Annotated in this window: 23 protein-coding genes; 14 read left to right on the plus strand and 9 right to left on the minus strand. The window is 47.5% G+C overall.

All coding sequences use genetic code 11. The features are described 5' to 3' along the window. Nucleotides 1-16 precede the first annotated feature (16 nt). From VFW36_RS00880 to VFW36_RS00890, 3 genes are read left to right on the plus strand one after another with little or no spacing between them, the layout of a single operon-like run. Nucleotides 17-625 (plus strand): hypothetical protein, encoded by a 609-nt coding sequence (locus VFW36_RS00880; protein ID WP_329656934.1) that lies wholly within the window; start codon nt 17-19, stop codon nt 623-625. Further along, the gene (locus VFW36_RS00885; protein WP_329656935.1) at nt 622-1,503 is read left to right on the plus strand and encodes a hypothetical protein; all 882 of its coding nucleotides are present in this window, start codon (nt 622-624) and stop codon (nt 1,501-1,503) included. Before VFW36_RS00880 ends, VFW36_RS00885 begins: the two co-directional genes overlap by 4 nt. 8 nt (nt 1,504-1,511) lie before the next feature. After that, the gene (locus VFW36_RS00890) at nt 1,512-3,809 is read left to right on the plus strand and encodes a diguanylate cyclase (protein ID WP_329656936.1); all 2,298 of its coding nucleotides are present in this window, start codon (nt 1,512-1,514) and stop codon (nt 3,807-3,809) included. On the opposite strand, the gene VFW36_RS00895 is transcribed toward VFW36_RS00890, so the two are convergent. Further along, nucleotides 3,796-4,992: an OmpA family protein gene (locus VFW36_RS00895; RefSeq protein ID WP_329656937.1), complete on the minus strand. Its 1,197-nt coding sequence runs from the start codon at nt 4,990-4,992 to the stop codon at nt 3,796-3,798. The two genes, VFW36_RS00890 and VFW36_RS00895, sit on opposite strands and share 14 nt — an antisense overlap. Nucleotides 4,993-5,057: 65 nt before the next feature. Between VFW36_RS00895 and VFW36_RS00900 the strand changes: the two genes are divergently transcribed. Genes VFW36_RS00900 through VFW36_RS00910 form a run of 3 tightly spaced genes read left to right on the plus strand, consistent with a single transcriptional unit; the run spans nt 5,058 to nt 7,486 of the window. Beyond that, complete coding sequence (locus VFW36_RS00900; protein WP_329656938.1) at nt 5,058-5,825, plus strand: RMD1 family protein; 768 nt, start codon at nt 5,058-5,060, stop codon at nt 5,823-5,825. A gap of 37 nt (nt 5,826-5,862) precedes the next feature. Further along, nucleotides 5,863-7,152: a sensor domain-containing diguanylate cyclase gene (locus VFW36_RS00905; RefSeq protein WP_329656939.1), complete on the plus strand. Its 1,290-nt coding sequence runs from the start codon at nt 5,863-5,865 to the stop codon at nt 7,150-7,152. Between the two features lie 43 nt (nt 7,153-7,195). Continuing rightward, entirely contained in the window at nt 7,196-7,486 is a 291-nt protein-coding gene (locus VFW36_RS00910) for a c-type cytochrome (protein ID WP_329656940.1), read from the plus strand. A 9-nt stretch (nt 7,487-7,495) separates the two neighbouring features. Here VFW36_RS00910 and VFW36_RS00915 read toward each other — a convergent pair whose 3' ends face one another. Both VFW36_RS00915 and VFW36_RS00920 read right to left on the minus strand, forming a co-directional pair. Next, complete coding sequence (locus VFW36_RS00915) at nt 7,496-10,018, minus strand: EAL domain-containing protein (RefSeq protein ID WP_329656941.1); 2,523 nt, start codon at nt 10,016-10,018, stop codon at nt 7,496-7,498. Continuing rightward, complete coding sequence (locus VFW36_RS00920) at nt 10,015-11,352, minus strand: diguanylate cyclase (RefSeq protein ID WP_329656942.1); 1,338 nt, start codon at nt 11,350-11,352, stop codon at nt 10,015-10,017. The genes VFW36_RS00915 and VFW36_RS00920 overlap by 4 nt, the downstream gene beginning before the upstream one ends. Before the next feature lie 233 nt (nt 11,353-11,585). On the opposite strand from VFW36_RS00920, the gene VFW36_RS00925 reads away from it, so the two are divergent. Further along, nucleotides 11,586-12,920: a diguanylate cyclase domain-containing protein gene (locus tag VFW36_RS00925; protein ID WP_329656943.1), complete on the plus strand. Its 1,335-nt coding sequence runs from the start codon at nt 11,586-11,588 to the stop codon at nt 12,918-12,920. On the opposite strand, the gene VFW36_RS00930 is transcribed toward VFW36_RS00925, so the two are convergent. Further along, nucleotides 12,874-13,197, minus strand: coding sequence for a hypothetical protein (locus tag VFW36_RS00930; RefSeq protein ID WP_329656944.1), 324 nt, complete (start codon nt 13,195-13,197; stop codon nt 12,874-12,876). The two genes, VFW36_RS00925 and VFW36_RS00930, sit on opposite strands and share 47 nt — an antisense overlap. 103 nt (nt 13,198-13,300) lie before the next feature. On the opposite strand from VFW36_RS00930, the gene VFW36_RS00935 reads away from it, so the two are divergent. From VFW36_RS00935 to VFW36_RS00945, 3 genes are read left to right on the plus strand one after another with little or no spacing between them, the layout of a single operon-like run. After that, nucleotides 13,301-14,065: a M15 family metallopeptidase gene (locus tag VFW36_RS00935; RefSeq protein ID WP_329656945.1), complete on the plus strand. Its 765-nt coding sequence runs from the start codon at nt 13,301-13,303 to the stop codon at nt 14,063-14,065. Further along, on the plus strand, nt 14,062-14,643 hold the full coding sequence (locus VFW36_RS00940) for a hypothetical protein (RefSeq protein ID WP_329656946.1): 582 nt from the start codon (nt 14,062-14,064) through the stop codon (nt 14,641-14,643). The genes VFW36_RS00935 and VFW36_RS00940 overlap by 4 nt, the downstream gene beginning before the upstream one ends. Beyond that, nucleotides 14,636-15,094 (plus strand): nucleoside deaminase, encoded by a 459-nt coding sequence (locus VFW36_RS00945; RefSeq protein ID WP_329656947.1) that lies wholly within the window; start codon nt 14,636-14,638, stop codon nt 15,092-15,094. Before VFW36_RS00940 ends, VFW36_RS00945 begins: the two co-directional genes overlap by 8 nt. 7 nt (nt 15,095-15,101) lie before the next feature. Here the strand turns inward: VFW36_RS00945 and VFW36_RS00950 are convergent, their stop codons facing one another. The 5 genes from VFW36_RS00950 to arsC form a co-directional block, all read right to left on the minus strand. Further along, the gene (locus tag VFW36_RS00950) at nt 15,102-17,174 is read right to left on the minus strand and encodes a tetratricopeptide repeat protein (protein ID WP_329656948.1); all 2,073 of its coding nucleotides are present in this window, start codon (nt 17,172-17,174) and stop codon (nt 15,102-15,104) included. Beyond that, nucleotides 17,161-18,420: a hypothetical protein gene (locus VFW36_RS00955; RefSeq protein WP_329656949.1), complete on the minus strand. Its 1,260-nt coding sequence runs from the start codon at nt 18,418-18,420 to the stop codon at nt 17,161-17,163. The genes VFW36_RS00950 and VFW36_RS00955 overlap by 14 nt, the downstream gene beginning before the upstream one ends. Then, nucleotides 18,420-19,067 carry a hypothetical protein gene (locus tag VFW36_RS00960; protein ID WP_329656950.1) on the minus strand — a complete coding sequence of 216 codons (648 nt, stop codon included), beginning with the start codon at nt 19,065-19,067 and terminating at the stop codon, nt 18,420-18,422. The genes VFW36_RS00955 and VFW36_RS00960 overlap by 1 nt, the downstream gene beginning before the upstream one ends. Beyond that, on the minus strand, nt 19,064-20,056 hold the full coding sequence (locus VFW36_RS00965) for a FecR family protein (protein ID WP_329656951.1): 993 nt from the start codon (nt 20,054-20,056) through the stop codon (nt 19,064-19,066). Before VFW36_RS00965 ends, VFW36_RS00960 begins: the two co-directional genes overlap by 4 nt. A gap of 118 nt (nt 20,057-20,174) precedes the next feature. After that, entirely contained in the window at nt 20,175-20,519 is a 345-nt protein-coding gene (arsC, locus tag VFW36_RS00970) for an arsenate reductase (glutaredoxin) (protein ID WP_329656952.1), read from the minus strand. Between the two features lie 416 nt (nt 20,520-20,935). On the opposite strand from arsC, the gene VFW36_RS00975 reads away from it, so the two are divergent. From VFW36_RS00975 to VFW36_RS00990, 4 genes are all read left to right on the plus strand, one after another. Next, nucleotides 20,936-22,330: a cytochrome c gene (locus VFW36_RS00975; RefSeq protein ID WP_329656953.1), complete on the plus strand. Its 1,395-nt coding sequence runs from the start codon at nt 20,936-20,938 to the stop codon at nt 22,328-22,330. Further along, the gene (locus tag VFW36_RS00980) at nt 22,330-23,652 is read left to right on the plus strand and encodes a c-type cytochrome (RefSeq protein WP_329656954.1); all 1,323 of its coding nucleotides are present in this window, start codon (nt 22,330-22,332) and stop codon (nt 23,650-23,652) included. Before VFW36_RS00975 ends, VFW36_RS00980 begins: the two co-directional genes overlap by 1 nt. Nucleotides 23,653-23,779: 127 nt before the next feature. Next, nucleotides 23,780-24,196, plus strand: a complete 417-nt coding sequence (locus tag VFW36_RS00985; RefSeq protein WP_329656955.1) for a thioredoxin family protein — start codon at nt 23,780-23,782, stop codon at nt 24,194-24,196. Continuing rightward, the gene (locus VFW36_RS00990; RefSeq protein ID WP_329656956.1) at nt 24,196-25,083 is read left to right on the plus strand and encodes a 4Fe-4S binding protein; all 888 of its coding nucleotides are present in this window, start codon (nt 24,196-24,198) and stop codon (nt 25,081-25,083) included. The genes VFW36_RS00985 and VFW36_RS00990 overlap by 1 nt, the downstream gene beginning before the upstream one ends. Nucleotides 25,084-25,237 lie beyond the last annotated feature (154 nt).

The following is a 25,237-nucleotide window of genomic DNA, read 5'->3' on the forward strand; positions in this document are numbered from 1 at the left end:
ATGCTATACTTCTATTATGCAACACAACCGACCGACCGAAGATCAAATCCGCGCCCAATTCGTCACATCGCTGATGGAGTATTTCAAAATCGAAGAGGATATTAACCTCCGCGCGCACGTCGCCGATTTGGTACGCCAGATCCATCCCTCGAACTATCGTGAATTTTTTCGCCGCTTATCCCTTCGTGATATGCCCTATAAAAACGGTTTTGAAAAAATTGCCCTCATCGCCGATGAGTTTGAATCCCAAGCTCTCAGCCCTATCGATCAGGAAGCACAGGAGCGTGCCGCTAAACTCTATACACTGATGTACGATATTCGACGTGACGTGAGCTTGGTACGAGACGCTGATAAAAGTGCGCTGGAGCGGTTTGAAGCGATCCGATTTACCTCCATCCGCCGTGCAGAGGACGAGAAACCTATTCTGGATGGAACCGACATCAATGTCGTCAAAACCCTCACCAAAAAATGGATTTACGATTATGTTTCACTCGATCGAAGCCTCTTTGAAGCGCGAGTTATCCACGAATATCGCAATGAAATCCTCCGCCATAAACGCGAATATAATGAGACCCTTGCCGCTCCCCTCAAGGCTAAACTCATCTCCTCGGTCAATCGTTCATGATCACCCTCCCGACCTCGCTGATCGATCGCGATGATCTCACCGTGATGGAGCGCGCCCTCATACCGCTCATTGCCCGTCATACGCAACAGTGGGGAGACAAACCGAGTGATGTCGATGCCTCAACGCTCGCCCAGATCCTCCGCCACACTCCGCGCGAAGTGATCGAAGCCCTCGATGCGATGGTCAAAAAAGGGATACTCAAAACTCTCCGCCGTAAAAGTGATCAAGGGATGATGATCTACTATACGTTTGCTCCGATCACTACACTCACCCCGCTAGCGATGAATCTCACCCCGACTCAATACAGCGACAGCAGCTATTTTCTCAACCTCTCTAACGAGTCGTTCGAAGAACTTCACGCGTTTGCCTTTGAATTGTGTGACCGCGAAGGGCTGCGACGGGAGTTGTTTGAGGATTTTGCCCTCTATCAGCGCTCGAAAAACAACCGTTCGTTTGACTGGTGCGCCGAATTTGAGCGTTGGGTTCGCAAAGAGATCGCCTCCAATGCTCCCGTAATCGCTTCATCCCAAGAAATCGCCGAAACCAAGCCGACCACCGAAGAGTTCGAGATGGCGCAGTATTTTATCCGTCACCTCGCCTCCATCGATCCGCAGTTTGAAGAGCCGTTTGATGTGATGAGCTGGGCAAAGCAGATCCGCCTCCTCATCGATACGGGAGGGTATAGTCTCCTCGATGTCAAAGCCGCCATTGATTGGCTTTTCAGCGCCAAAGGGGATTGGTTCCGACCTAATGTCCCAGACGCCTACCATCTGCGCAAACACTTTAAACGCCTTATTGCCCATACCCGCAGTTTCCGAGACGGGAAACCTCGCCTTCCTGATGGGATCGATCTTTTCGACCTATATGAACAGATGTAGGAAGATCTATGGGTGTGTGGCGTTGGCTGATTAGTTTTTTTATCCTCTCTTCCTCTTTGTTTGCCCTAGAAAAAGTCTCTTTACAGCTCAAATGGCACCATCAGTTCCAATTTGCGGGGTATTATGCGGCACTCGAAAAAGGGTTTTATCGCGAAGAGGGACTTGATGTTGAACTCAAAGATCGAGATCTCGCTCAAAACAATGTAGAACAGGTACTTCAGGGAAAATCACACTACGGTATAGCCGACTCGGTCCTCTTTCTCTATCAGGCACGAAAAGAGCCTATAATGATCATCGCCCCAATCTTCCAACACTCTCCGAATGTGTTGCTCACGCTCAAATCCAGCGGTATCGACAGCCCTTATAAACTGATCGGAAAGCGGGTTGCTTTTTATCCAAACGATGCCGACGGTCTGCCTATCCTCGCCATGATGCACGAAACGGGAGTCCTAAAAAAAGGGTTCAAACGGGTCAATGCCGATTTTGATTTCAAAGAATTCATCAACAAAAAGGTCGATGCACACCACGGCTATATTACCAACGAACCCTACGCCCTGCTCCAAAAAGGGGTAGAGACCAATATCATAAACCCGCAACACTTCGGGGTTGATCTGTACGGAGACATCTTCTTTACCTCTCAAAATGAGTTCCAAAAGCACCCTGCGCGAGTTGCCGCTATGAAACGCGCCACCATTCGGGGATGGGAATACGCATTGTCCCACCAAGAAGAGATTATCCAACTCATTAAAACGAAATATGCGCCTGAAAAAACCCTTGATCAACTCCGCTATGAGGCCAAAGGGATCGAATCGGTTATCTCGGCCTCGACCATACCCATCGGTACCCTCGATTACGGTCGACTCGAATACACCCAAAATCTTCTCAGCCGCCACGGTCTTATCAACGCCAAAATTTCGCTCGACAAGTGTATCTACAAAGACGCGATAAACAATCAACTCGATTTAACCCCCCAAGAGCGCGCTTGGCTCAAAGAGCATCCGATAATTCGCACCGCCATCGATACCTCATGGGCTCCGTTCGAATATCTCGACGAAAAAGGCTCCTATCAAGGGCTTGCCGCCGATTATCTAACCCTCATCTCCCAAAAATTGGGTGTCCGTTTTGAACCTCACACCAAAGGGGTTTGGAACGATGCGGTAAAGCTTATGGAACAGCATCAGCTCGATATGTATCCTTGCGCCGTTAAAACTCCGCAGAGGGAGATGTACGCAACGTTTACCCACCCTTATCTCAACTTTCGGATGGTTATCCTAACCGATGAAAACGTCGGCTATCTCAATGGGATGAATGACCTCAAAAACAAAACCGTTGCCGTCGCCCGAGGCTATATCAGCGAAGAGATACTTAAACGCAACTACCCCTCCATTAAGCGGGTCTTAGTTAGTACCGTCGCCGAAGGGCTGGATGCGGTTGCGACAGGCAAAGCGTTTGCCTTTATCGATAACACGGCTGCCATCTCCTATGCCATCAAAAAAGAGGGATACTCTAACCTAAAAATCTCAGGAGAGATCCCCTATAACTCCGAGTTATCGATCGGGATACGAAATGATTGGCCGATTTTTGCAGGAATAATGGAGAAAGCTCTTCTATCCATCACCCCCGAAGAGCGCGAAGCGATTTACAATCGCCATATTCATATCGAATACACGCAGCAAATGTCATGGGAAAGGATCTTAAAAGTAGTGGCACCGCTAGGGTTTATTGTTGCCCTTTTGCTTTACTACACCCGTAAACTCCGCACCATAAACCGTGCACTTCACACTGCCATCGACTCATTGCATACGACCCAAGAGGAGCTCAAAATTCTCTCTACCACCGACCCTCTTACCGCTCTTTCCAACCGATATTGGCTCGATGAAACTCTCAAACAAGCGATCCAAAATGCCTCGCGTTACGAACGTGCGCTATCTGTCATTATCATCGATTTGGATTTTTTCAAAGGGGTCAACGATACCTACGGACATCATACGGGAGATGCGGTACTCAAAGCGGTTGCCACGATTTTCCGTCAAAATTGCCGCAGCAGCGATACGGTAGGGAGATGGGGAGGAGAAGAATTTTTGATTATTTGCCCCGAAACCGATGTTTCTGAAGCCGCGATCTTGGCTGAAAAACTCCGAACGACTCTTGAATCAAAAACTATATTTGACTCGTATGTTCAAACAGCGAGTTTCGGAGTGTGCGCCTATACCAAAGACGATACCCCCGAGACACTCATCATTCACGCCGATGAAGCTCTCTATGCCTCAAAAAGTGCGGGACGTAACTGCGTTAGTGTGAGCTGAGAATAAACTCAACCCGTCGATTTTTGGAGCGTCCCTCTTCATTATCATTGGAAGCGACCGGATTGGCATCCCCCATTCCGACGACTTTGATAGCCTCTTTTTCAATCCCTTGGCTCATGAGATAATCCGCCACCATCTGTGCGCGCGCGGCTGAGAGGATCTCATTGGTCGCATAAAGCGCTTTGAGCCGTTGCGGAGGGATATTATCGGTATAGCCGTTGATCGTTACCGACGTATATCCCCCTGTTTTATACAGCTGTGCCCATTCGCGTAAACGCTCTTTTCCCACTTCGCTCAACGCTACGACCCGACTCTCGAAAATTTGAAAATTTCTAAAATACGGCGACGGAGCTGTCACATGGGGAGCCGGTTTTTCAGGAGCTTTAACCACAACCGCCGGTTCAGCTTTCGGCTCTACGATGGGAGTGCTCTCTTGAACTTTCGGCTCTTCGGATGCAATAACAACCGGGGTGAGTGTTTTAACCTCTTCGACGACCGGTTCCGCAACCGCGACAACCTTCGGTGCTTCTTCAGCCGGTTTGATCACTTCGGCAACGTGAACAGGAGCAACAACCTTTGGTTCAGCTATCGCGACACTTGCCGCACTTTGACCCGGTTTTAGTTTCTCCAGCTCCATCATTACACACGCCCCTTTGACGTCACGTGCGGTGAGGGTATAGGTGTTGCCGTTGCGTTGCCACTGCGGATTTTTGAGCGGCTTGAGATCTTGATCCAGCCCTTGATATTTGCGGACGCCGTACCCTTTGGGAACGTTCACGGTCAAAATATTCTCTGCCGTCACGCAATTAGCGCTCCCTTTGCAGTCTCCGCCGCTAAGGAGGATTTTGATGATTCCGTTCTCTTCGGAAACCAAAAAGTCATCTTTATTGGCACGCTCAAGATACGAATAGCGGTCGGTGTTCTCAAATGAGAGTTTTGTTAACCCCTCTTTGGTTTTCTCCATCGTATGATTGGAAGGACGAACATAAACGATTCGACTCGCGTCAAACCCTTTTTCAAACATAAATCCGTAATTTTTATTTTTTTCGCCTTGGTAATTAAAATGAAAAATCCCCTCCGAAAAATCGGCTTGAGGATAAAAAATCATCTCCGAGACATCCGCTGAAAGCGAACTCCAGCTCACCCATAATCCTACTAATCCAACTGCTATTTTACTTTGCATTATCACCTCATTGTAATAAAGGGATGATACAATAAATCAAACCAATTTTCGGTTAAAGGATGACCATGAACCTCCTCTCTTTGTATCTTAACCATCCGCTTACCACCGCAACACTCGAATATGCTCTGGACATCACCCTAAACCGAGGGGTAGAAAACGGCTACTACGGCAAAAATGAGACCCTTCACGTCGTTTTGTCCCCCTTTGGAGTCCTAACCCTGATCGCTGAGGAAAAAAGCCAGATATTGGATGCCCTCACCCGTTTGCGCATTTCACTCGATGTCGAACATCTCATCACCCAAGACTACCCCATTCATATCAACCCCGAGCTCACCGTACTCTTTGACGTCTCCAATGAAACGATCCGCTTGCGGGAAGCCTCGACCTTAAATCTCAATGTGATCGCATTGGCGATCAGCCAAAGTGTCGGATTGGAGCATTATGAAAAACGGCTCGATACCCTTTTCTCCCAAAGCCGACGTATCGTGGAATCGATCCATACGTTCTCCATAGGACGACGATCCCATCTGATGCAGTTTGCCAAACGGCTCGCCCTGACTCGACACGATATGGTGAGCAATCTGCTGCTCCTCGACAAACCCAACATTTTATGGGATAACGAAGAGGCCGAAACTCTCTATAACCGTCTCGCATTTATCCTCGAACTCTACGACCGTCACGAAATCGCCCTCTCAAAACTCTCCCAGATCAAAGAGGATGTGATGCTGGTCATGGATCTGATCAACCATAAAAAGAGCGAATTTTTAGAGTGGATCATTATCATCCTCATCCTTGTCGAAATCGTGATGGGGCTGATTCAATTCGCCCGTTAAGCTATAATGTCGGATATTAAACCTATAAAGAGTACCGATGTTCAAAACCGAAACCTATTTGGATGCCATCCGATCCTCCATCGATGATTTTTGTATCGACTTGGAACGCGAAGGATACGTTCGAGAGGGAGAATGCGCCTACACCCGTGCTATCAACGACCATAAAGCCCTTTTTATCTCCCTATTTGGCTCACAAGATGTTCATGAATCCGAAGAGTACACCGATGAACTGGTCCATTTTTGTGTCACCAATGAAATCCCCTACATGTTTGTCTACGGGGAGTTGCTCACCATCTCTCGCAACCTGATGCGTCTTCTCGCCGAAGAGGGGGACGTCGAAAATCTCAAACGGCTCAGTACCTATTTCGATAAAATCGAGCATCAAATCACCATCGCCTATTTTCATAAATTCCTCCGACGCCTCGCCGCCAAAAACCATATCCGCCTTAGCCACCTCTCCAATCTGGTCGAAAAGAATCTGATGGTTCATTACCAGCAACACATCGAATGGATGATCAAGCTGATCGATTACGTACAGCACCTCGAAGAGGATTATCCGTACCCTGAACTAAACCACACCCTGTGTACTTTCGGGAAATGGCTTCATGACGCCTCCATCCCCTACATCATCACTACCAGCCATTTCAAAGAGGTGGGGTTGTTACACCAAAATCTCCACAATCTCGCTTCCGATGTCGTCTCCCACCCTAGAGGAAAACTGAGTAAACCGAAAAACCTGATCCATTTGATGCAGCGAATCGACTATATCTCCTTGGAGATCGGAAACGAGATCGCGATCCTCAACGACATGATCATGATCGAAGAGTATTCCAAAGATCCGCTCACCGCCCTGCTCACCCGCCGCCTTTTTGAGAAAGTGATGCAAAGCCAAATCGAGATTTCCAAAGCGACGGAAAGCCCGTGTTCACTCATGATGTGCGATTTAGATCATTTTAAATCGATCAACGATACCTACGGGCATCTCGCAGGCGATGCGGTCATCAAACATTTCGCTGAGACATTGCGGACTCTTTTGCGTAAATCCGATTTTATCTTCCGTTTCGGCGGGGAAGAGTTTATTATCGTTCTCCCCTCAACATCCGAAGCCAACACCCGCAAAATTGCCCAAAAGCTATGTGATTTTACCGCTGAGCAGGAGATTTCGTTTGAGGGGAAACCGATCCGCTACACCGTAAGTATCGGGATCACCCCTATCGCGATAGACTCCACAACCTATATTCTCAAAGACACCATTAACCGTTATGTTGCCGAAGTGGATGCCAAACTTTACCTCGCAAAACAAAACGGTCGAAATAGAGTAGAATAGGTTTTATGCTACAATAATCAAACACACTTTGGAGGTGATAACAATGGTAAAAAGAGTATTGATTTTGTCCGTATTAAGTGCATCCGTATTGATGGGTGCTGATGGTGCTAAACTTTTCGGTGCCAAATGTGCGGAATGTCACGGTGCCAACGGCAAAGAGGCTTCTATCGCCGGTAAAGCGATTGCAGGAGATGCAGCGGCGCTGACCAAACTCACAGGATACAAAGCCGGAACATTTGGCGGTGATCAAAAAGCGACCATGCAAGCCTCATTGGATGGGTTGAGCGACGATGATCTAAAAGCGCTCGCCGCCCACGTTGCTACCCTCAAATAACCTTATCGCTTAGATAAGCAATTTCTCAAACTCAGCCGCCGGAATCGGCGGGCTTTTAAAATACCCCTGATACATCGTACACCCTTTTTCTCTTAGGAAATCGATCTGTTCTATCCGCTCCGTCCCCTCTGCCAATACCTGAAAACCTAACGCTTGACCCATCGCAATAATCGCCGTAACAATCGCCATATCATCTTTTTCATACGGAATATCATCAACGAAACTCTTATCGATTTTCAATACATCGATAGGGAACCGCTTGAGATAACTTAGGGAAGAGTAGCCCGTACCGAAATCATCAATCGCCAGACGAATGCCGTGTGCACGGAGGGCATGAAGCATAGAGACCGTCTCCTCTTCGCGCTGCATTAGTGCACTCTCCGTCAACTCAAGTTCCAATCGATCGGCAGGATAACCTGATATTTTGAGGGCGCGTTCCACCATCTCAGGAATATTTTGGTGTCGTACCTGATGGGCGGATAGGTTCACCGCCAATGTGAGCCGATGCCCCTGATCGAGCCAAACCTTCCCCTGTCGGCAGGTCTCATTCAATACCCATTCGCCGATCTCTCCGATCAATCCCGTCTCTTCAGCTATCGGAATAAATTCCACAGGCGATACAATCCCTCTGATCGGATCATTCCATCGAATGAGCGCCTCTGCACCCACAATCCGCCCCGTCTGAATATGGACTTGCGGTTGATAATAGACCTCAAACTCTTCATTTTTAATCCCGTAGCGCAAACGGGTTTCACATTCGATCCGTCGCCGTGCAGAGTCGGTAAGTTCATCCGTATAGTATCGGTATCGTCCTCTCCCTTCGGCTTTTGCTTTGTACAACGCGGCGTCCCCATGCTGAAGTAATTCAGAAGCACTCTCTCCGTGATCGGGAAACAAAACGATCCCCGCACTCGCACCGATGTGGATCAACGCTCCCCCTGAGAGTCTGTATCCGCTCTCCAGCGCTGAAATCATCTCTTCAGCCAATCTTCCGGCATCTTCGGGTCGGGCAAGATTATCAACAATAACCGCAAATTCATCTCCCCCCAAACGGCTGATAATATCACCTTCTCGCAACCGCGAACCAAAGCGTTCTGCCACTTGTTGAAGCACCTCATCCCCTGCACTGTGCCCATAACTGTCATTAATGTCCTTAAAGCGGTCAAGATCGAACATTATTAATCCGATTTGTGTTTTATGCCGCTTTCCCTGAACAATATAATTTTGCAAATGGGAAAAAAGGAGCGAGCGATTAGCCAAACCGGTCAACGGGTCGTAATTTGCCAAGATTTCAAGACGCTCTTCATACCTCTTTCGCTCAGTAATATCATGATATACCGCGATTAGATGAGGCTTTCCCACCAGCTCGACGGCAACCACATTGATCCACATATTAAAAAGGGTCCCGTCTTTTGCACGGTGGATCGTCTCAAAACTATCTTTTCCATCGCGCATAATCGCTTCTATACGGCGATGCGTCTCTTCGGGTGATTCGATTGTTTCATAATCAGAAAGACTAAGCACCGCAAACTCTTCCGCCGTGTATCCCAAATGCTCATGTGCCGCTTGATTAAACTCAACGGCACAAAGGGTAGCCGTGTCAATCAGCACTACACCATCAGGAAGCGCTTCAAAGAGTTTGCGCAGCTTGGTCGCATTTTTTTCGACCTCTTCTTTTTCAGTACGAATAGCCCGTTTACGCTCACTGATCCGTGCGATTGCGGCGCTCTTTTCATCGATCACCCGAATTAAATACTCGAAATAAGCTCCGTGTACCGCATGTAGGACATCGTGACGGGTGAGGATACCCGAGAGGTTCCCCTGTGCATCTACAACAATCAGCTGATGGACACCGTGTTCTTCCATCATCGCCGCAGCGTGATGAAGGGCTATATCTTTTCCGATGATGACAATATCGCTATGGAATAGACTCTCAACCAATTCTTGAGACACATGGTTATCACGCGCGCATCGATGGGCGATGTCGCGCTCGGTTATCACTCCGATCGGTGCCGCTCCGTTCAAAACGATAGCGTAATCGCACTTGCGCTCATTCATCATAGATGCCGCGTCAAGGAGAGATGTTTTCAATTCCACTATGAGCGGAGACTCGCTCATCGCTTCAGCGACCGTTTTAAATTTCGTCAAGTGCTCTAACCCGATATGGCGGAGAAAGTCCCCCTCCGTAATCACTCCGACAAAATGGCCATCTTCATCGATAACAATGAGGTGGCGAAAGTGTTTTTCTTCCATCAATCCGTATGCATCGTGCATTTGCATCGTCTGCACCACACAAAACGGATTTCTCGTCATTACATCATTCAATGCGGCAGACGTCTCTATCGCTTCGGCAACCACTTTCAATGCGTCATGTTCGGTAAAAATCCCTATCGGATGATTTTCACCATCCGTAACAACAACGGAACTAATCGCATAATCTGCCATCAGTTCGAGTGCTTTGGCAACCGTATCAACCGGATTCAGCGTTGTAACGTTGTGTGAGAGTATCGATTGAAGCAACACCTGCTTCATGAACGAACCTCACACGCTACCGTCCGGTTACGCCCTGCGTCTTTTGCGGCATAGAGCGCGCTATCGGCACGTTCAATCGCATCGGCAAGCATATCCTCAGGCAAAACTTCCGTAATCCCTATGCTACAGGTAACCCGTCCCACCTCATCAAATGATTGGGATTCGATCATATTCCGGATTTTTTCTCCGACCAAATACCCCTCTTCACACCCCACATTTCGCAAAAGCAGTACAAACTCCTCACCGCCCCAACGGGCGAACAGATCGGCTTCCCGAATCGTCGAAACGACCAATGAGACAAAATTTTTGAGGACATAATCTCCGATATTATGCCCATAGGTGTCGTTTACCCGCTTAAAATGATCCAAATCGATCATCATCAACGAGAGTTTTGTCCCTTGCCTCTTTGCATTAGAGCGCTCCTGCGAAAATAGTTCCGCAAACATATGGCGGTTATGAATCTCGGTCAACGCATCTCTGGTCGCCAACTGCGTCAAATGGCGATTTTTTTGCTGAAGGATCTGGGTAATCTCTTCAAACTGCTTAAAATGGTCCTGCATGAGTTGAGACCATTTGAGATAGGTGCGTGAAATCAAATCCTGCTGTGTGACGATCCCGACAACACTCCCCTCATCATTTGTCACGACGATCCGTTTGAAATGGCGGGTACGCAGATATTCCAGCCCCTCATGAATGGAGGCCCTTTCACTCAGCATCTCCACCGGAGACGACATCACATCCGATACCCGAATGGTTGAGGATTGCCCCTCGCCGATAAAATTAATCACATCTTTGGAGGTTAGAATCCCTACAGGGACGGAGTTTTCTTGGATAATAACACAATCGCTGAGGGAGTCTTTCATATATTCTAAGATTTCCGACATCAGCGCATCGGGAGAAAAACTCTTATAGCCGAATTTTTTTTCAAAAATCGTCGCGATTTGTAGAGATTGTAAAATGACTTGCGGATCAACACTCGCCACTATGTCACTGTTTGTCACAAGACCGAAAAGGCTTCCGTCTTTGTTGCAGACACAGATATGTTCATCGATGTCATTGGTGAGGTTCAACGCATTGATGATATTGCTCTCTTTGTCGATAAGGGGAAGTGGGCGCAAAGTCACTTGGGAAAGGGGGGTCGAGAAACAGACCCCATCCAGTTTGAGGGCGATGATATCTTTGGTCGTAATGATATAGTGAAGTGTTTTATTGACCACAACAATACTGCGATGATTATAGTGATGCATTTTATCCAGCGCATCTTGAATACTTTGATGAATATCGACCGAAATGACATCGGTCGTCGCTATCAACCCGAGAGTGGGGAAAAACATACGTTACATCTCCTCTTTACTAATTATTTCTATTGTATCGCTTTACAACTCAAAATGATGTAAATTTTATAATGCAGTTTAATGTTATCATTATATTTAACATTATATAATTCCACAAATTATCGACAAGGATACGCCTGTTCCCATGAGTTCCCGCATGTTCTTTGTACACATTTATCGGTTACATTGTCCCCCCGCCGCTCCATCGGTTTTGTTTTTTCCCCCTTTAACTCGTGTTTGAGTCGTTAACGCTCCCCTTACTCATCGCCGTTTTAGCCCTTTGGGTTGCCCACTCCATTTTTTTAAACCGCCGCCTTAGCGAGAGTCAAAACCGCTATAGGCAATTTTTCAGCGACTCCCCCGTTGCGTTGATACTCATTGACAAAAAATACCGGATTATCGAATGGAACCAGAGTGCCGAAGCGATATTCGGATGGAGTGCCGATAACGCGGTAGGAGAGAGTATTATCGAATTTATCGTCCCCAATTTTGATAAAGCACACGTCAACAACGTCTTACAAAAAGCTTCAACCGAGGGGATAAGCTACTCCAAAAACTACAATATTACCCAACACTCTCATGAGATTTTTTGCGAATGGCGCAATCGCCGTTTAGACGGAGAGAGCGGAGATATTCTATGCATGGCGCAAGACATCACCCTCTCCCAAAAAACACTCGACGAACTCAGTAAACGCTCATCTGCACTGGAGAGTGTCGGAGATGCCATCGTCTACACCGACAGCAAAGGGCTTATCGAATTTGCCAACCCCAGCTTTTTTGCCCTTGAGCTGAACGATCACGTCGAACTATACGGAACCTCTATCGGAAACTATTTCTTTAAAGATCAACACACGTTCAACACCATACGCTCCCAATTCGCGATCCATAATACCTGGAGGGGAACCGTTACCAAAGGCTCCAAAAGCGGCGAAAAAGTACTCAGTATTACTATCACCGCGATCTATCGGCAAAAACGGTTGGTGAGCTATATTGTCAATCTCCATGACATTACCCACATCGCTTCCCATGTCGATGATCTCACCTATCGTGTCCAACATGACCCCCTCACCGGAGCCACCAATCGTGCTACACTGTATGATCGTCTTGAACATGCGATGAACCGCTCGAAACGGCATCATGAAAAAATAGCGCTCTATTTTATCGATTTAAACGATTTCAAACTGGTGAATGACCGATACGGACATGAAGCGGGAGACCGTCTACTCCAAAACGTCGCTCAAAATATCCGATCCTGTCTGCGCAACAGCGATACGGTTTGCCGATATGGAGGGGATGAATTTATTGTTATGATTGAAGAGGTAAAAGGGGAAGATCATCTCAGCAGTATCCAAAATGCGATCCAAACAGCGATCAGCGAGCCGATTTATCTGGACGAGCGTACAACCCTTTATGCCAAAGCGAGCATCGGAGTAGCACTTTACCCCGATGATGCCGATGACTCTGAGGCACTGATAAAAGCGGCTGATACGGCCATGTATATTGCTAAAAAAGAGAAAAATTTCAACGCGCGCGAACCAATACTTTGCGTTGACAGTCACAATCACTGAAGTAGACCCATTGTTCTTGATAAATCGGTTGCGGCATATAGACAACCGGCTCACGTTGGACATAGGTGACACTTTCTCGGCGCGGTTCAGATAAAGCATATCCAAGAACGCCTCCGATAACCAAAGGGACTACCCAGTTCGATGCGTGATGATGAGACATTCGCTCATGTCGCTCCGGTTCATATCTCCCCCTTTGATCATGATGAGCCGCATTGGCGCTCGACACTAACATAACGGTAACACCCAAAGCTGCTATCCACGGCTGAACTTTTTTCATAGGAGACTCCTATTGTTTAGATAGCGCTATCATGACAAAGCTCTGTGAAGTGATCGTGAATCAAAAAGTTTCGCTAAAATAACACCCATTATCGGAGGAAACTATGCGCCTACTACCCATTTTTGCCGCTTCGGCGTTGCTACTGACCCATCTTTGGGCAAATCCCCAATGCTACGTTGATGGCTATCCGACGTTAGTCGCTTCCGCCGACAAAGATTCGGTAGTACTCAAAAACGGCGTCACCTTCCCCTACCGAACCGATGCGTCCAAATCAACGTGGGAGGAGAGGATCAACCATGCCGATTTGGAAACACAGCTCTCGCAACGCTACGATGCAGGGGGATTCGATACCCCACCTGCGTATCTCTTTGATCCGGGACGGTTGCGTTATCAGCCGTTTTTCCAAGCCCTCTACGGTAAAGATAAAAAAACGATTGAAAAAAATCTCGTCACGATTGCTTGGCCGAGCCTCAAAGGCTCCATCAAACTTCAGGTTACAAAAGTAGGCGGAGCCGATAGAGCGCTTTATGCAATCGGACAGGAGATCGCTGCGTTGCCAAAATCCGATCGCATATGGGCAGAGGGGGCCGCCACCTATTGCTACCGTGTCATCAAAGACACCGACCGCCTCTCGATGCACAGTTTCGGAATCGCCATCGATCTGGCTCCGAGTAAAACCCAATATTGGAAAGACGAAGCCTCATCCGAAACGGCTCATATCGGCTATAAAAACACGATGCCGCTTTCAATAGTGCGTATTTTCGAGAAACACGGCTGGATTTGGGGCGGGCGTTGGTATCACTACGACACGATGCATTTTGAATATCGTCCCGAACTTCTTGCATCTTCATGCCAAGGAAACAAATGACAGCACATCGTTTATTTACCACTAAAACGGGGCAATTTATCCTGTTTAAATACATGATCTATGCACTGCTAACCTTCAACATTTATCTCTTTGCGATGAACGGTACCTTCACCGAAACCATAGAAACGGCGGCATGGGTTGTCATTCTCGCCCTCTTTGAATGGGAAACCTATCATCTCAAAGAGGAACATTGGAGTTTTATCGAAAAAGGGATCATTAGCGTATTGAGCTTTTTTGGGTACGGTGTTGTTTTATTCTCCTGCTACAGCTATTTTATCGAAGCGGAATGGCTCGATTTTATCAACTCTCTGACATGGATTTTTGTCATATTGGTGTTGCAATACGACATCTATTTTCCGGGGCATTACGGTAAAAGTGAATGGACGGCACGTAATATCCTCAAATTTACCCTCTATGGAGCTTTGTTTGTTTTTGCCGTTATATGGGGGGTTCAGGGAGAAGCACTCGATTTTTACGATGCCTTTTTATGGATACTCTCTTTCTTTGTCATCGAAATGAATGTCTTTAACTTCGAGCACCGTTTTGTCGAAGAGGATACCCCTACAAACGATGCATAAATGGATACAAATCGCTTATGATGAAGCACTAAAAGGGATGGAAGCCAATGAGGGGGGACCCTTCGGTGCGGCTATCGTCTGTAACGGTGAACTCATCGCGTCTGCGCACAACACGGTACTGCAGAGTAACGATCCAACGGCTCATGCGGAGATCAATGTCATCCGAAAAGCTTCTCAAACCTTAGGAAAATTTGATCTTTCCGACTGTATCCTCTATACCACCTGCTACCCCTGCCCGATGTGTATGGGGGCTATTCTTTGGGCGCGGATTCCGACGCTCTATTATTCCTCATCGATGGACGATGCGGCCAAGGGGGGATTTGATGATCAAGCATTTTATGCCCTGTATAACAAGCCGCAAGATGCAATCAATATCACCTCCATCGATAGCGATGAAGGGAAAAAATTATTTAGTTTGTGGAACGACAAAGAAGATCGAAAACTCTATTGAGTACTTTTTATCGTCCCTGAATCATTCCGCCCCGTCCTCCGGATGGGGCGGGGGAAGGTGTTTGATCATTTGATACGGCTGTATCCGGATTTGGCTCATAGCAAGGATAATCTCTGGGTTTTTCCATATACATCTCCCACTTGATCATTTCATCTTTGACTGAGCGTTCATCCTGGGCTCCTGGCAAAGCTTCGAGATAAAGCCGCATATCCTTGAGCGCATCAGAGTAACGTTCAAGTTTTGCTTCTACCAGAGCCGAGTTGTAATACAGACGTGCCGCAAAAGGGGCAAGACTCAGAGCCTTTTTAAATTCGCTCAATGAGGCTTCAAGTTTTCCTTCACTGGCGTAAAACTGCGCACGCACAACATGCCGGTGACTCTCTTCATCGAGCTGCAAAGCCGAATTGGTTGCCAGTTTAAAAAGCGCCGCACGGATCGGACGGGCCTCTTCTTCGCTTGGTGACAGCACCAGCGCATCCGAATAGGCGTTCGCCGCTTCAAGGGCCTGATTCGATTGTTCCAGCGCCACCCCTTTTTGATAGCGCTCCGCACGAATCGCGGAAAGAGATTTCAAAACTTCGGATCGCTCCTGCAAAAACGGGGTTCCTGCATTTGTATTCGTAATTCCTATTTCCCGAAGCAGCTCAAGTGCTTTAGAGGTATTCCCTCCTCGCGCATAGACAACAGTCTCAAAAATCTTGGCATAAGTATCTTGCGATACCGAAGCATGCCGGAGCACTCCGGCCATATCACCCCGGTCATAGGCGACGGCGGCCATTGCCAATACCCCTTCTTTTGGCTTCAGTGCATACGCTTTTTGGGCATCTTGCTGTGATTGTTCCGTCTTGCCGAGCTTACGCCCGATCATGGAGCGAAGCGCGAACATCGGTGCTGCTTCCGACGTGAAAAACGTTTCGCGTACCAGTTGTTTCTGTAACGTTTCAGTTGCTCTTTCTAGTATTAATCGAACCGTGGTATCCGGCTGCCCCCGTATTTTTTCAGTAACTTGCTGAACATTCCATCCGGCAATAGTCATCCCATCAACCTGAGTGATCCTGTCACCGATACGGATCCCATTTTTTGCGGCGGGGGAATTTTCCGTTACGCCCCGGACAATTGTATTGTTACCTATGGTTTCGATGGTTACACCGACCCCGTTGATGGCACTTTTGCGTACGGCTGCATCCGCGCTTTCCACAGCGTGCAGATAATCTCCGGTCTGATACAACAAACGTCCGAGTTCATAATCGATGCTCATGGAATAAGCATCGATTTGAGGAGCTTTTCGCAGCACGTCAATCGCCTTTGCCGTCTCTCCTACTTGTTCATAGCTTTTGGCGAGAAAAACCGTAGTAACCGAATTTTTAGGGTTGAGTTCACTTGCCCGACGCAAAGACCCGACAGCGTCTTTATACTCTTTTTTCTTCCAATAAGCGATCCCGAGAGTATGATACGTATCCGCAGATGCCGGCATCAGATCGATCGCGCGCTTGGAAGCGGCGATTGCTTCATCGTACTGTCCGTTTTTAACATAAAGAGCCGCTATTTTCATAAACGGTTCGCCCTGCCGAGGGTCACTATCAATCTGTTTTTGAACACCTGCAATCAACAAATCATACCGTCCCGCTTTTTCAAATACCGTCTCGGCTATCTGTGCACAGGACGAGACCGGAGCACCGCCCCCTCTCAGGGCACGCATCCTGGTGTTTTTTATATCCGTAGAAAACGACCCGACATCAGCATTTTGAAAAACGCCGAGGGCTTCGTCATAACGACCTAAATAGTAATAAGCACTTCCGAGATTGCAGCTATTGGTCTGAGTATAAGGTCCGAGCGCTTTTGCCTTAAGATACGTTTCGATCGCCTCGGCATATTGACCGTTTCCGAAATAGGCGTCACCGAGCCCTTTGAGATGGGCTCCGTTATTCGGTTCTTCGGTATTCGCCTGTCGGAAGGCCTCGATCGCCGCCGGGTAGTTTTTTGCGGCAAGATGTGTTTTAGCGACCTCCTGAGGCTGTGCACAGCCTCCTATAAGTAATGCGACCGACACCGAGAACGCGATTGATTTAATGTTTTGCATTGATTCCCTCCTGAGTATTTTTGGGCTTTGGTATTTGCGATTCAAGCGTGTTTTTCAAATCCACCATTTTGGTTTCAATCGTTTTTTTATCGTTTTGCAGCATCTGATTCTCACTTTCTGCGGCAACCGCTTCGCTTTGAGCCTCGGCCAAAAGGGCATTTGCTTCGGCAAGCAACGTATCTACCTGTGCTTTTTGTCCTTCATCCGTGGCCGATGATGCTTTGAGATTCAGATCCTTGACGATCATATCGGCCTGCTCCTGTTTCGCTTTTGCATCCTCTATCTTTTTCTTGTTTTCAGCCAATTTTTCGTCGATTTGACGAATTTTTAGAGCTTCTTCCCGCACCTGGACCGAAACTTCTTCGACTTTTTTGAAGAAAGCCATCTCCTCCTGAGTCCATACCGCATCAGGCATCGGCGCTTCTGGAACTTCGGGCAATCCGGCAGAAAGGTCGCATGTTTCTTCGTATCGCCCACCGGACATGACCTTGTCAGCCTGTGCACTGTAGTATCTGGCCTCTTCATTCGTGCGGCTATGGTTGGCTTTATCAAAAAAATAGCGGCTGCACACCGCCCGTTCAAGGGAGGAGAGTTTTGAGGCGTCATGTTCCGCACCGGCTACCGTCTTGAGCGCAAGCGAATCCGTCCCGCCGCCGGTACCGAAAAACGGGGTTCCTCCTATCGGCACCATCTGCAAACCGCCGCCGCCTCCCAGTTTGGCAGAGAGATCCGCAGTATCACGAGCGCCCTGCTCGTTTTGGAGTTTTTGCCTGAGTGCTTCTTCTTTTCGTTTCTTCTCCCACGCATCCTTGGCCGCTTTTTTTTCGGCCTCCGTTTTCTGGCGCCACATTTCCGCCTGCAACCGCGCTGCTTCTTGCTGTTGACGCTGCTGTTCCGCGCGCTGAGCATCTTCTTTTTGCTGATTTTCAAGACCCTGCATAAATCCCTGCATCATCCCTTCCACCAGTCCCTGCATCAGTTGATACTTCCATGCATCTTTACTGTAGCCTCCACTCGATCCGCCCGAAGAGTGCACCGATCCGCCACTTGAAATTGGATCACATGATCCACCCCGCGAATCGCACACACAAGAATAACGCACCCCATTATACGTATCATTCCATCTTGATCCGGGGCTATGGGTTCCGCCACGTGAATCAAAACAGGCGGCTACACTGACGCCAGCGTTGAGCGGTAGCACACAGACGAGGCTCCCCAACACCCCTGCGATAATCTTTTTGTACATCAGGGTTCCTTTCCGAAACGGGCCGAGTCAACAACGCGATCAAATACCCCCCTGCACTTTAAGATGCCCGATTCAGATGCCTTGTAATGAAAAACCCAAAAACCCTTTTCCTCCGGAAAAACCCGGAAAACTTCAACAACATCAGCCATTTTTGGAATCATTTCCCCGTTCAGACGATACATGATCCCCGGTTCAAAAAGCGGTTCGGTATTCACTGCCTCCGTTGTCCGTATCTCAAACCCGATCCCTTTTTTGCCATCAGCAACCGCATCAGTCACAATGGTCTTCGCATCATCGTCGCGGCGGTTGAAACTGTGACGCTCACGACGGATATAATCGCGGTAATCGGGGAAGAAACCGCCGTTTCCGTAGTAGATTACGGAAATTTCGGGGCTTATCCACCCATCATCAAGAGGAGCACTGAGGATCACACCTGCTGTTTTGATACCCGGAGATTCGTATGGAAGACGTTCTTCACGCTTATTCCATCCCTTAGGGATAGTAATGGTAAAAAACTCCTCCTTAGCACGGTAAAGTTCCGTTTCGAATTCGGAGATTTTTGCCGCTCCATATCGGGTGACATCGCATTCCCCACCCCAAAGCAGGGAAAAAAGGAGCGAAAGAAAGAGAAAGTTTCTGCTATTCATGGCTGGCTCCACCATGTTTTCGAAGGAAGAGTGAGCGGTTCTACCCGAATTTCCCCTTCTGTTCCCACCGTCGCTTTTTCACCTCCCCTCAGAAGTGTTTCCCCTCCCTTTTTAGGGTTCGAAACTGCCAGAGCTCCCTCTTCGAGTTCAATAACCGTTCTTCCGTTATCGTCTACCGAAATACCGAATGTTGTCCCTCGGATGGAAGTCACTGCCGAGGGTGTTCTTACTTCGAATTTATTGGATTTCTTCTTAGCCCATGCACGAATCGCTCCAAAATCATGCTTGAGAAGCTGTTCCGGATCATCGGCCGCCATCTGGGCTTGATTTTCCATCCATTTTCCGAAAGCTTCGGCTTTATCTACCGAGGCGTGTATCTGCCCTTTCGCTACTGTTAGGGTTTCGGAGAGAGGATTTTTTTGCTCCATTGTAACACGGCTATATTCACCGATCGTCATATTCCCCCGACCATCGAGAAACTGTACCTCGGCACGGCTTCCCCCATACGTCTCAATAGTGTCCCCTTCTTCGAAATATCCCGGATGATCCCCGTCCATTGCGACTGCTTCATAAGGAGGTTTCCCTGAAATGACCCGAACCCGTCCGCTAAAGTTCGTCACCATTCCCCCTATTTTCGTATCCGATCCTGCCCTTTCCTGCATCCGGTTTCGGACATACGCGATATTTCGGTCGATCTGCTGTTTTTTGGCTTCAAAGGAGCGTTTATTTTCCTGGGCCGTCTGAAGTGCTTTGAGCGCCACAGATTCAGCAACTTGATTGTCCAATTGCCGTGCCCGATCGATCAATGTATTGGCTTTAGCAATCGTTTCCTCGGCTTTACGAATCTTAAAAAGCGTTGTCTCCCTCTGCTCCAAAAATTTGAACACCATTGCCTGCTGTGTCATCTGCCATTCGTTTATTTCCCCCGCTGACAATGCACTGCCCCATCCCAAAACAATCAACAAAACGATTAACCATCTTTTTTTCATTTCCAGCCTTTCTAACTGTTCATGCCATAAATCATTATATTCGATTTATTCTGATTTTATTTGAAAACCTTGTGATTCTTTGACCTACCTGTATCCATAAAATTTTACACTTCTGCGCTTAGCCCAAAAATTCGATCACTTTCTCTACCGGACGACCGATCACGGCGCCGTTGTCTTCGATCAAAATCGGACGTTCGATCAGTTTCGGATGTTCTGCCAATACATCGATCAGCTTTGCTTCATCGGTGATGCTCGCCACTCCAAGCTCTTTATACAAATCCTCTTTCGTCCGCATCAGTTCCCGCGCCGAAACTCCTAATTTTGATAAAAGATCAACGATCTCATCCCGCGCTGGGGGGGTGTCAAGATAGTTAAATACCTCGTAAGCTTTAGCGCTCTCTTCGAGGAGCTGAAGCGCTTCGCGTGATTTTGAGCACTTGGGGTTATGCCAGATGGTTCTCATTATGAGCCCTTTTTTAGACGAATTATAACCGATCGAATAAATCAAATAAAACTTAAATAATTTTATTAACTGCTTAACACAAAATTAACACTGATAGTTCATAATCGTACTCTCGGAAATTACCATTAGGAGTGAAAAGGAGAAAAAACGAAGGAGAAAATACCCAACGATCCGCCCGCCAAATGAATTGGACCTCGCAGGCGAGCGGAAAAACGTATTGCATAGCAACGTCTAAATTATAGCGTTTTTTTACGCTATTTCTCCGACGTTGTCGTGCATATACACCTTTCAAATGCACTCTCTTAAAATCTTTTGCATTTATGCAAAAAGCTTTAGGGGGTTGCAAGGGACACCTGTGTCCCTGCCATGCCGATGGGCTTCGCTCATGGGCATGATATAAAACATAAAGGATATATATGTTCGATTTTCCCATATTCGAAATGCCCACGATTGGGCTAAGAATGCTCATGGCGATTAATGCGATCATCCACGTATTTGTCTCTCACGGCGGCGCCGTCGGAGGATCTGTGGTACTCGCACTCGCCGCATGGTGGACCAATAAAAAAGGGGATTTGGCGGGATATGAAACCGTCTATCGCCTCCTCATGGTCTTTTTTATCATCTCTACGTCTGTCGGTGCACTCACCGGAATCGGGATGTGGATTCACGCAAACATTATCAGCCCCAACGCTATCGGTGGACTTATCCGCGTCTTCTTCTGGAAATGGTTTATCGAGTGGATCGTATTTAACTTCGAAGTTATTTTACTCCTCTTCTGGTTTATGACATGGAAAACAAAAGCTGCAACCGCTGAAGGTCGTGCTTCTTCCGTTCGCTTCGGAGCTTATTATGCGGTATCCTCATGGATCACCATGCTTATCATCACGGCGATTTTAGGCTTTATGTTGACACCGAATTTCGACGGTCAGCCGTGGATCGATCCTGAAGTGTATCCGGGTACCGTTAACTACAACAATGCACTCTTTAACCCGACATGGTTCCCGGGTCTTTTGATGAGAACCTTTAGTTCGATCGCGTTTGCTGCTGCATTGGCGATTATGTGGACATGGCTTATCACCGCGTTTAGCAAAGACGAAGAGATCCGTGCTACCAAAGAACGCCTCATCAAATTTTTCGCCACGATTATGATGGTTACGGTTCCTGTTGCTGCGGCATTTGGATACTACTATCTACTCCAAATCCCAGAAGCGGCGCGCGCCATGATCCCGACGGCGATGATGACGAGAGCATTTGCCGATAAAATGGATTTGATGTACATGATTATCAGCGGCATCGGCGGTGCGGTCGTCGTAACAACGATTATCGCCTACTTCTCTCCGAAACGTATGCCATACATCGCGGCAACACTCATGGTTGCGGCATTTATGCTCTTCTGGGGATTCGAAGAACGTACTCGTGAGTTTATCCGTAAACCGTACCTCATCTATAACTACATGTACGCTAACGGTATCCGTGTTACCGATGTGCCGTATCTCAACAAAGTGGGTATCCTCAAACACGCCATCTTTGTCGATGAAAAAGATAAAGTGATCAATGAGGATAAATCCAATCTGATTGAAGTGGGACACACCATCGCTCGTATCGAGTGCCGTGCTTGTCATACCGAAAACGGTATCAACGGTCTTAAATTCCTAACCAAAGGGTGGAGCGAAGAGGCGATTCGTAACCGTATCAACAACCTACCAGGCGGGGGAACCCCTTATATGGCTCCGTTTGTCGGAACCGAAGCGGAAAAAGACGCGTTAGCGGCTTATATCGCATCACTTAATAAAAGAGGAGAGATCAAATAATGAACTGGAAACTCCCTTTTGACATCCCCCTCGTCGTACCGACGATGGGACTCCCCGGCTGGTTTTTTGATACGCTGGGAATTATCGTATTTGTCGTGCATATCGCATTTATCTATACCCTTATCGGAGCATCGACCGCGTCGGTTCTCTACAACATTACAGGGGTATTCAAAAAATCTAAAACCGACGATTTGTTGGCCTACAAAATGACCAACCCTACCACCATCAGTGAAAATATGGGGGCATTGTGGGGGGTCGCTCCGCTACTCGTTATCTCGGTACTCTATACCGGATTTTTCTATACGGCGATTCTCAAAGTCTCTCCGCATATTTTGCATATCATTTACGGGAACATCTTCGCGTTCTTGCTCTCGTATGCGTATAAATTTAGCTGGCATTCATTGCATAACCACAAAGGGTTCCATATCGCTATCGGACTTGTTGCGGTATTAACGTTCTATACGTTGCCTCCGGTGTTTATGTCGATGTCAAACCTCTATTTGCAACCGGAACTATTTGCCTCAGTGCAAAATATTTGGGACATTATGTTGACACCGTTGACGTTCTTCCGTCTCATCAACTTCTTCCTCACTGCATTTGCATTCACTGGGATCGTCATGATCTATTTGGGAGTCAAATGGTCTAAAGAGGGTGGAGAAGAGGCTGAAGTAGGTCGTTTGGCGATTGATCAAGGTAAAAAATGGTTTATGTGGGCAGCACCGCTCAACATCGTTGTATTACCATTGGTATTCTTCGCATTCAGCCCGCGCATCAGCGAAGCATATATCCATACGCCGTTTGTGTTCTTGCCGTTTGCGGCATCAGCAGTATTGTTGATCCTATTTTTCTTCCTTCTCAAACGCTTTAACAATGAAGAGATGTCTCTCTCGGATGCAACAAAAGCGGTGGTATTGATGGTGGTAGCCGTTGCGTTAATGGCAACAGCACGTCACGGTATCCGCGTAGTAAGTTTCGAAGAGCCTCTGCAATTACAAGCCGAAGCGACGGAAAAATATATGACCGATGTTATCGCCGAGTACAAAGCGCACAAAGAGGAGATGAAAAATGCCCCTCAAGTCGTTCTCGATCCGGCAGTTTCATTGGCAGATTCCAAAGGGTGTTTAGCATGTCACAGTGTTGATACCAAGCTCGTTGGACCTGCCTATAAAGAAGTTGCCGCCAAAGGGGAAAGTGCTGAGATTCTCACCGCTTCACTCAAAAATGGTTCAACAGGTAAATGGGGTGAAACTCCGATGCCTCCGCAAACGCTCACCGATGAAGAGGCAAAAACTCTCGTCGAATGGGTACAAAAACAAAAATAATTTCGTTCCGAAGGGTACATCCCTTCGGTATCCTATTTTCACAAGAGAACCCAATATGCTTCAATCGACCTCCTTAAAGATTCACAACATATTCGGTTCTCCTGTGAGAATGGTTTTATTTGCTATTTTGATAAGTATTTCAGCACTCGGTGCCCCCTTATCGCTCAAAGACACCCCCTATTTTCATCCTAATGCCTCCGCAAACATCGTGATTTTTTACACCTCATGGTGTCCGCCGTGCCTGCGAAGTCTTGCACTGCTCGACACCGTCCAAAAAAGTCACCCGAAAATTGCCCTCCACCGTATCTGTGTGGACGATCCCCAAAGCCAAAAAAAAGCGGTCCCTTACGGTCTGGGACAAAGCATCCCTATAATTTTGATTGCCGATCATGAGGGAAATGTTGTCAAACGGTTTAGTACACTGCCGGACAAAACGATTTTGAGCGACCTCATCGCACGACTCGAAGAGGGGCGACTCGAAAACGGTACCCTCCCGATAGAAAAACGGATCGACAGCTGGAAAATGGATCGGAAAGGGATGTGATGAAGTTTCTACGAGATAACAGATTTTTTTTAGCCGTACTAATCCCCTTTCTCCTCATTCCGTGGATTTCATGGGACGGTTTTCATCTCCTGCTGTTCAATTTCTCCCATAACCGTCTCGAATTATTAGGTATGGCAACCGAGATAAGCACCTATGCCCTTATCGGTATTACTGTTTTATTCGGACTCGGGATCGCCCTCATCTGCGCTCTGAGCCTCTCTCGTTTTTACTGCGGAACCCTCTGCCCCAATACCTTTTTTGCCCATCTACTCACTCTATTCGGTAAAAAGAAAAAATCGCTACTCTCGAAAATAGGAGGTTTTTCTCTCCTCACGTTTTTGGCTTCGATGCTGGCTTTTTCGCTCGTCGCGTATGGGATCAGTACCGACGAGCTTATCGATGCATTAATGCATCTCACCTTTGCGGGGTGGCTCGTCATCCTCCTCTCAGTGCTTATGATCGCCGAGGTCTATATGGTACAGGGGTGGTATTGCGCCTATCTCTGCCCCTATGGAGCAACGTGCGCGATCCTCCCGATCGAAGATCGCCTCACCTACCGTTTTGATGATCCGAACATCAACTGTACCGAGTGCGAGGGGTGTGTCAAAATCTGCCCCATCCCTAATCTCGACATCCGTCATGGTTTTGACATCCGCTGTATCCAGTGCGGGCTATGTGAAGTGGCGTGCGAAAAAGTATTTGCCAAATGCACCCGTCCCTCATTAATTCACCCTGAAAAAAGATCAATTTTGCGCGCAGGTGGGAGAAGTATGGGGATAGCGGTCGCTATTATCCTCATCATACTACTCACCACCGCAGGGGTTGTCACCCTTTTGGATGAGGAGCGGTTGGAGTCGTGCCGATTGGAAAATAGAGCGTTATATTAGAAAATTACCATTTCCCCTCAATCGATAAAAGTACCTGTGGTTTTGTGTGCTCTTTATCCACTTGAGTTTGGGTGATCGCTCCCCCTGCATCGTACAAACGTGACGTTGTCTCTACGGTTGAAGCGGTGATATTTTTTACGTTAAACTGCAATTT

The organism is Sulfuricurvum sp. (genome assembly GCF_036279695.1).
GTDB lineage: Bacteria > Campylobacterota > Campylobacteria > Campylobacterales > Sulfurimonadaceae > Sulfuricurvum.

Coding starts and splice junctions, on each gene's coding strand:
- VFW36_RS00880 (WP_329656934.1), top strand. CDS start 17: ATGCAACACAACCGACCGACCGAAGATCAAATCCGCGCCCAATTCGTC.
- VFW36_RS00885 (WP_329656935.1), top strand. CDS start 622: ATGATCACCCTCCCGACCTCGCTGATCGATCGCGATGATCTCACCGTG.
- VFW36_RS00890 (WP_329656936.1), top strand. CDS start 1,512: ATGGGTGTGTGGCGTTGGCTGATTAGTTTTTTTATCCTCTCTTCCTCT.
- VFW36_RS00895 (WP_329656937.1), bottom strand. CDS start 4,992: ATGCAAAGTAAAATAGCAGTTGGATTAGTAGGATTATGGGTGAGCTGG.
- VFW36_RS00900 (WP_329656938.1), top strand. CDS start 5,058: ATGAACCTCCTCTCTTTGTATCTTAACCATCCGCTTACCACCGCAACA.
- VFW36_RS00905 (WP_329656939.1), top strand. CDS start 5,863: ATGTTCAAAACCGAAACCTATTTGGATGCCATCCGATCCTCCATCGAT.
- VFW36_RS00910 (WP_329656940.1), top strand. CDS start 7,196: ATGGTAAAAAGAGTATTGATTTTGTCCGTATTAAGTGCATCCGTATTG.
- VFW36_RS00915 (WP_329656941.1), bottom strand. CDS start 10,018: ATGAAGCAGGTGTTGCTTCAATCGATACTCTCACACAACGTTACAACG.
- VFW36_RS00920 (WP_329656942.1), bottom strand. CDS start 11,352: ATGTTTTTCCCCACTCTCGGGTTGATAGCGACGACCGATGTCATTTCG.
- VFW36_RS00930 (WP_329656944.1), bottom strand. CDS start 13,197: ATGAAAAAAGTTCAGCCGTGGATAGCAGCTTTGGGTGTTACCGTTATG.
- VFW36_RS00935 (WP_329656945.1), top strand. CDS start 13,301: ATGCGCCTACTACCCATTTTTGCCGCTTCGGCGTTGCTACTGACCCAT.
- VFW36_RS00940 (WP_329656946.1), top strand. CDS start 14,062: ATGACAGCACATCGTTTATTTACCACTAAAACGGGGCAATTTATCCTG.
- VFW36_RS00945 (WP_329656947.1), top strand. CDS start 14,636: ATGCATAAATGGATACAAATCGCTTATGATGAAGCACTAAAAGGGATG.
- VFW36_RS00950 (WP_329656948.1), bottom strand. CDS start 17,174: ATGCAAAACATTAAATCAATCGCGTTCTCGGTGTCGGTCGCATTACTT.
- VFW36_RS00955 (WP_329656949.1), bottom strand. CDS start 18,420: ATGTACAAAAAGATTATCGCAGGGGTGTTGGGGAGCCTCGTCTGTGTG.
- VFW36_RS00960 (WP_329656950.1), bottom strand. CDS start 19,067: ATGAATAGCAGAAACTTTCTCTTTCTTTCGCTCCTTTTTTCCCTGCTT.
- VFW36_RS00965 (WP_329656951.1), bottom strand. CDS start 20,056: ATGAAAAAAAGATGGTTAATCGTTTTGTTGATTGTTTTGGGATGGGGC.
- arsC (WP_329656952.1), bottom strand. CDS start 20,519: ATGAGAACCATCTGGCATAACCCCAAGTGCTCAAAATCACGCGAAGCG.
- VFW36_RS00975 (WP_329656953.1), top strand. CDS start 20,936: ATGTTCGATTTTCCCATATTCGAAATGCCCACGATTGGGCTAAGAATG.
- VFW36_RS00980 (WP_329656954.1), top strand. CDS start 22,330: ATGAACTGGAAACTCCCTTTTGACATCCCCCTCGTCGTACCGACGATG.
- VFW36_RS00990 (WP_329656956.1), top strand. CDS start 24,196: ATGAAGTTTCTACGAGATAACAGATTTTTTTTAGCCGTACTAATCCCC.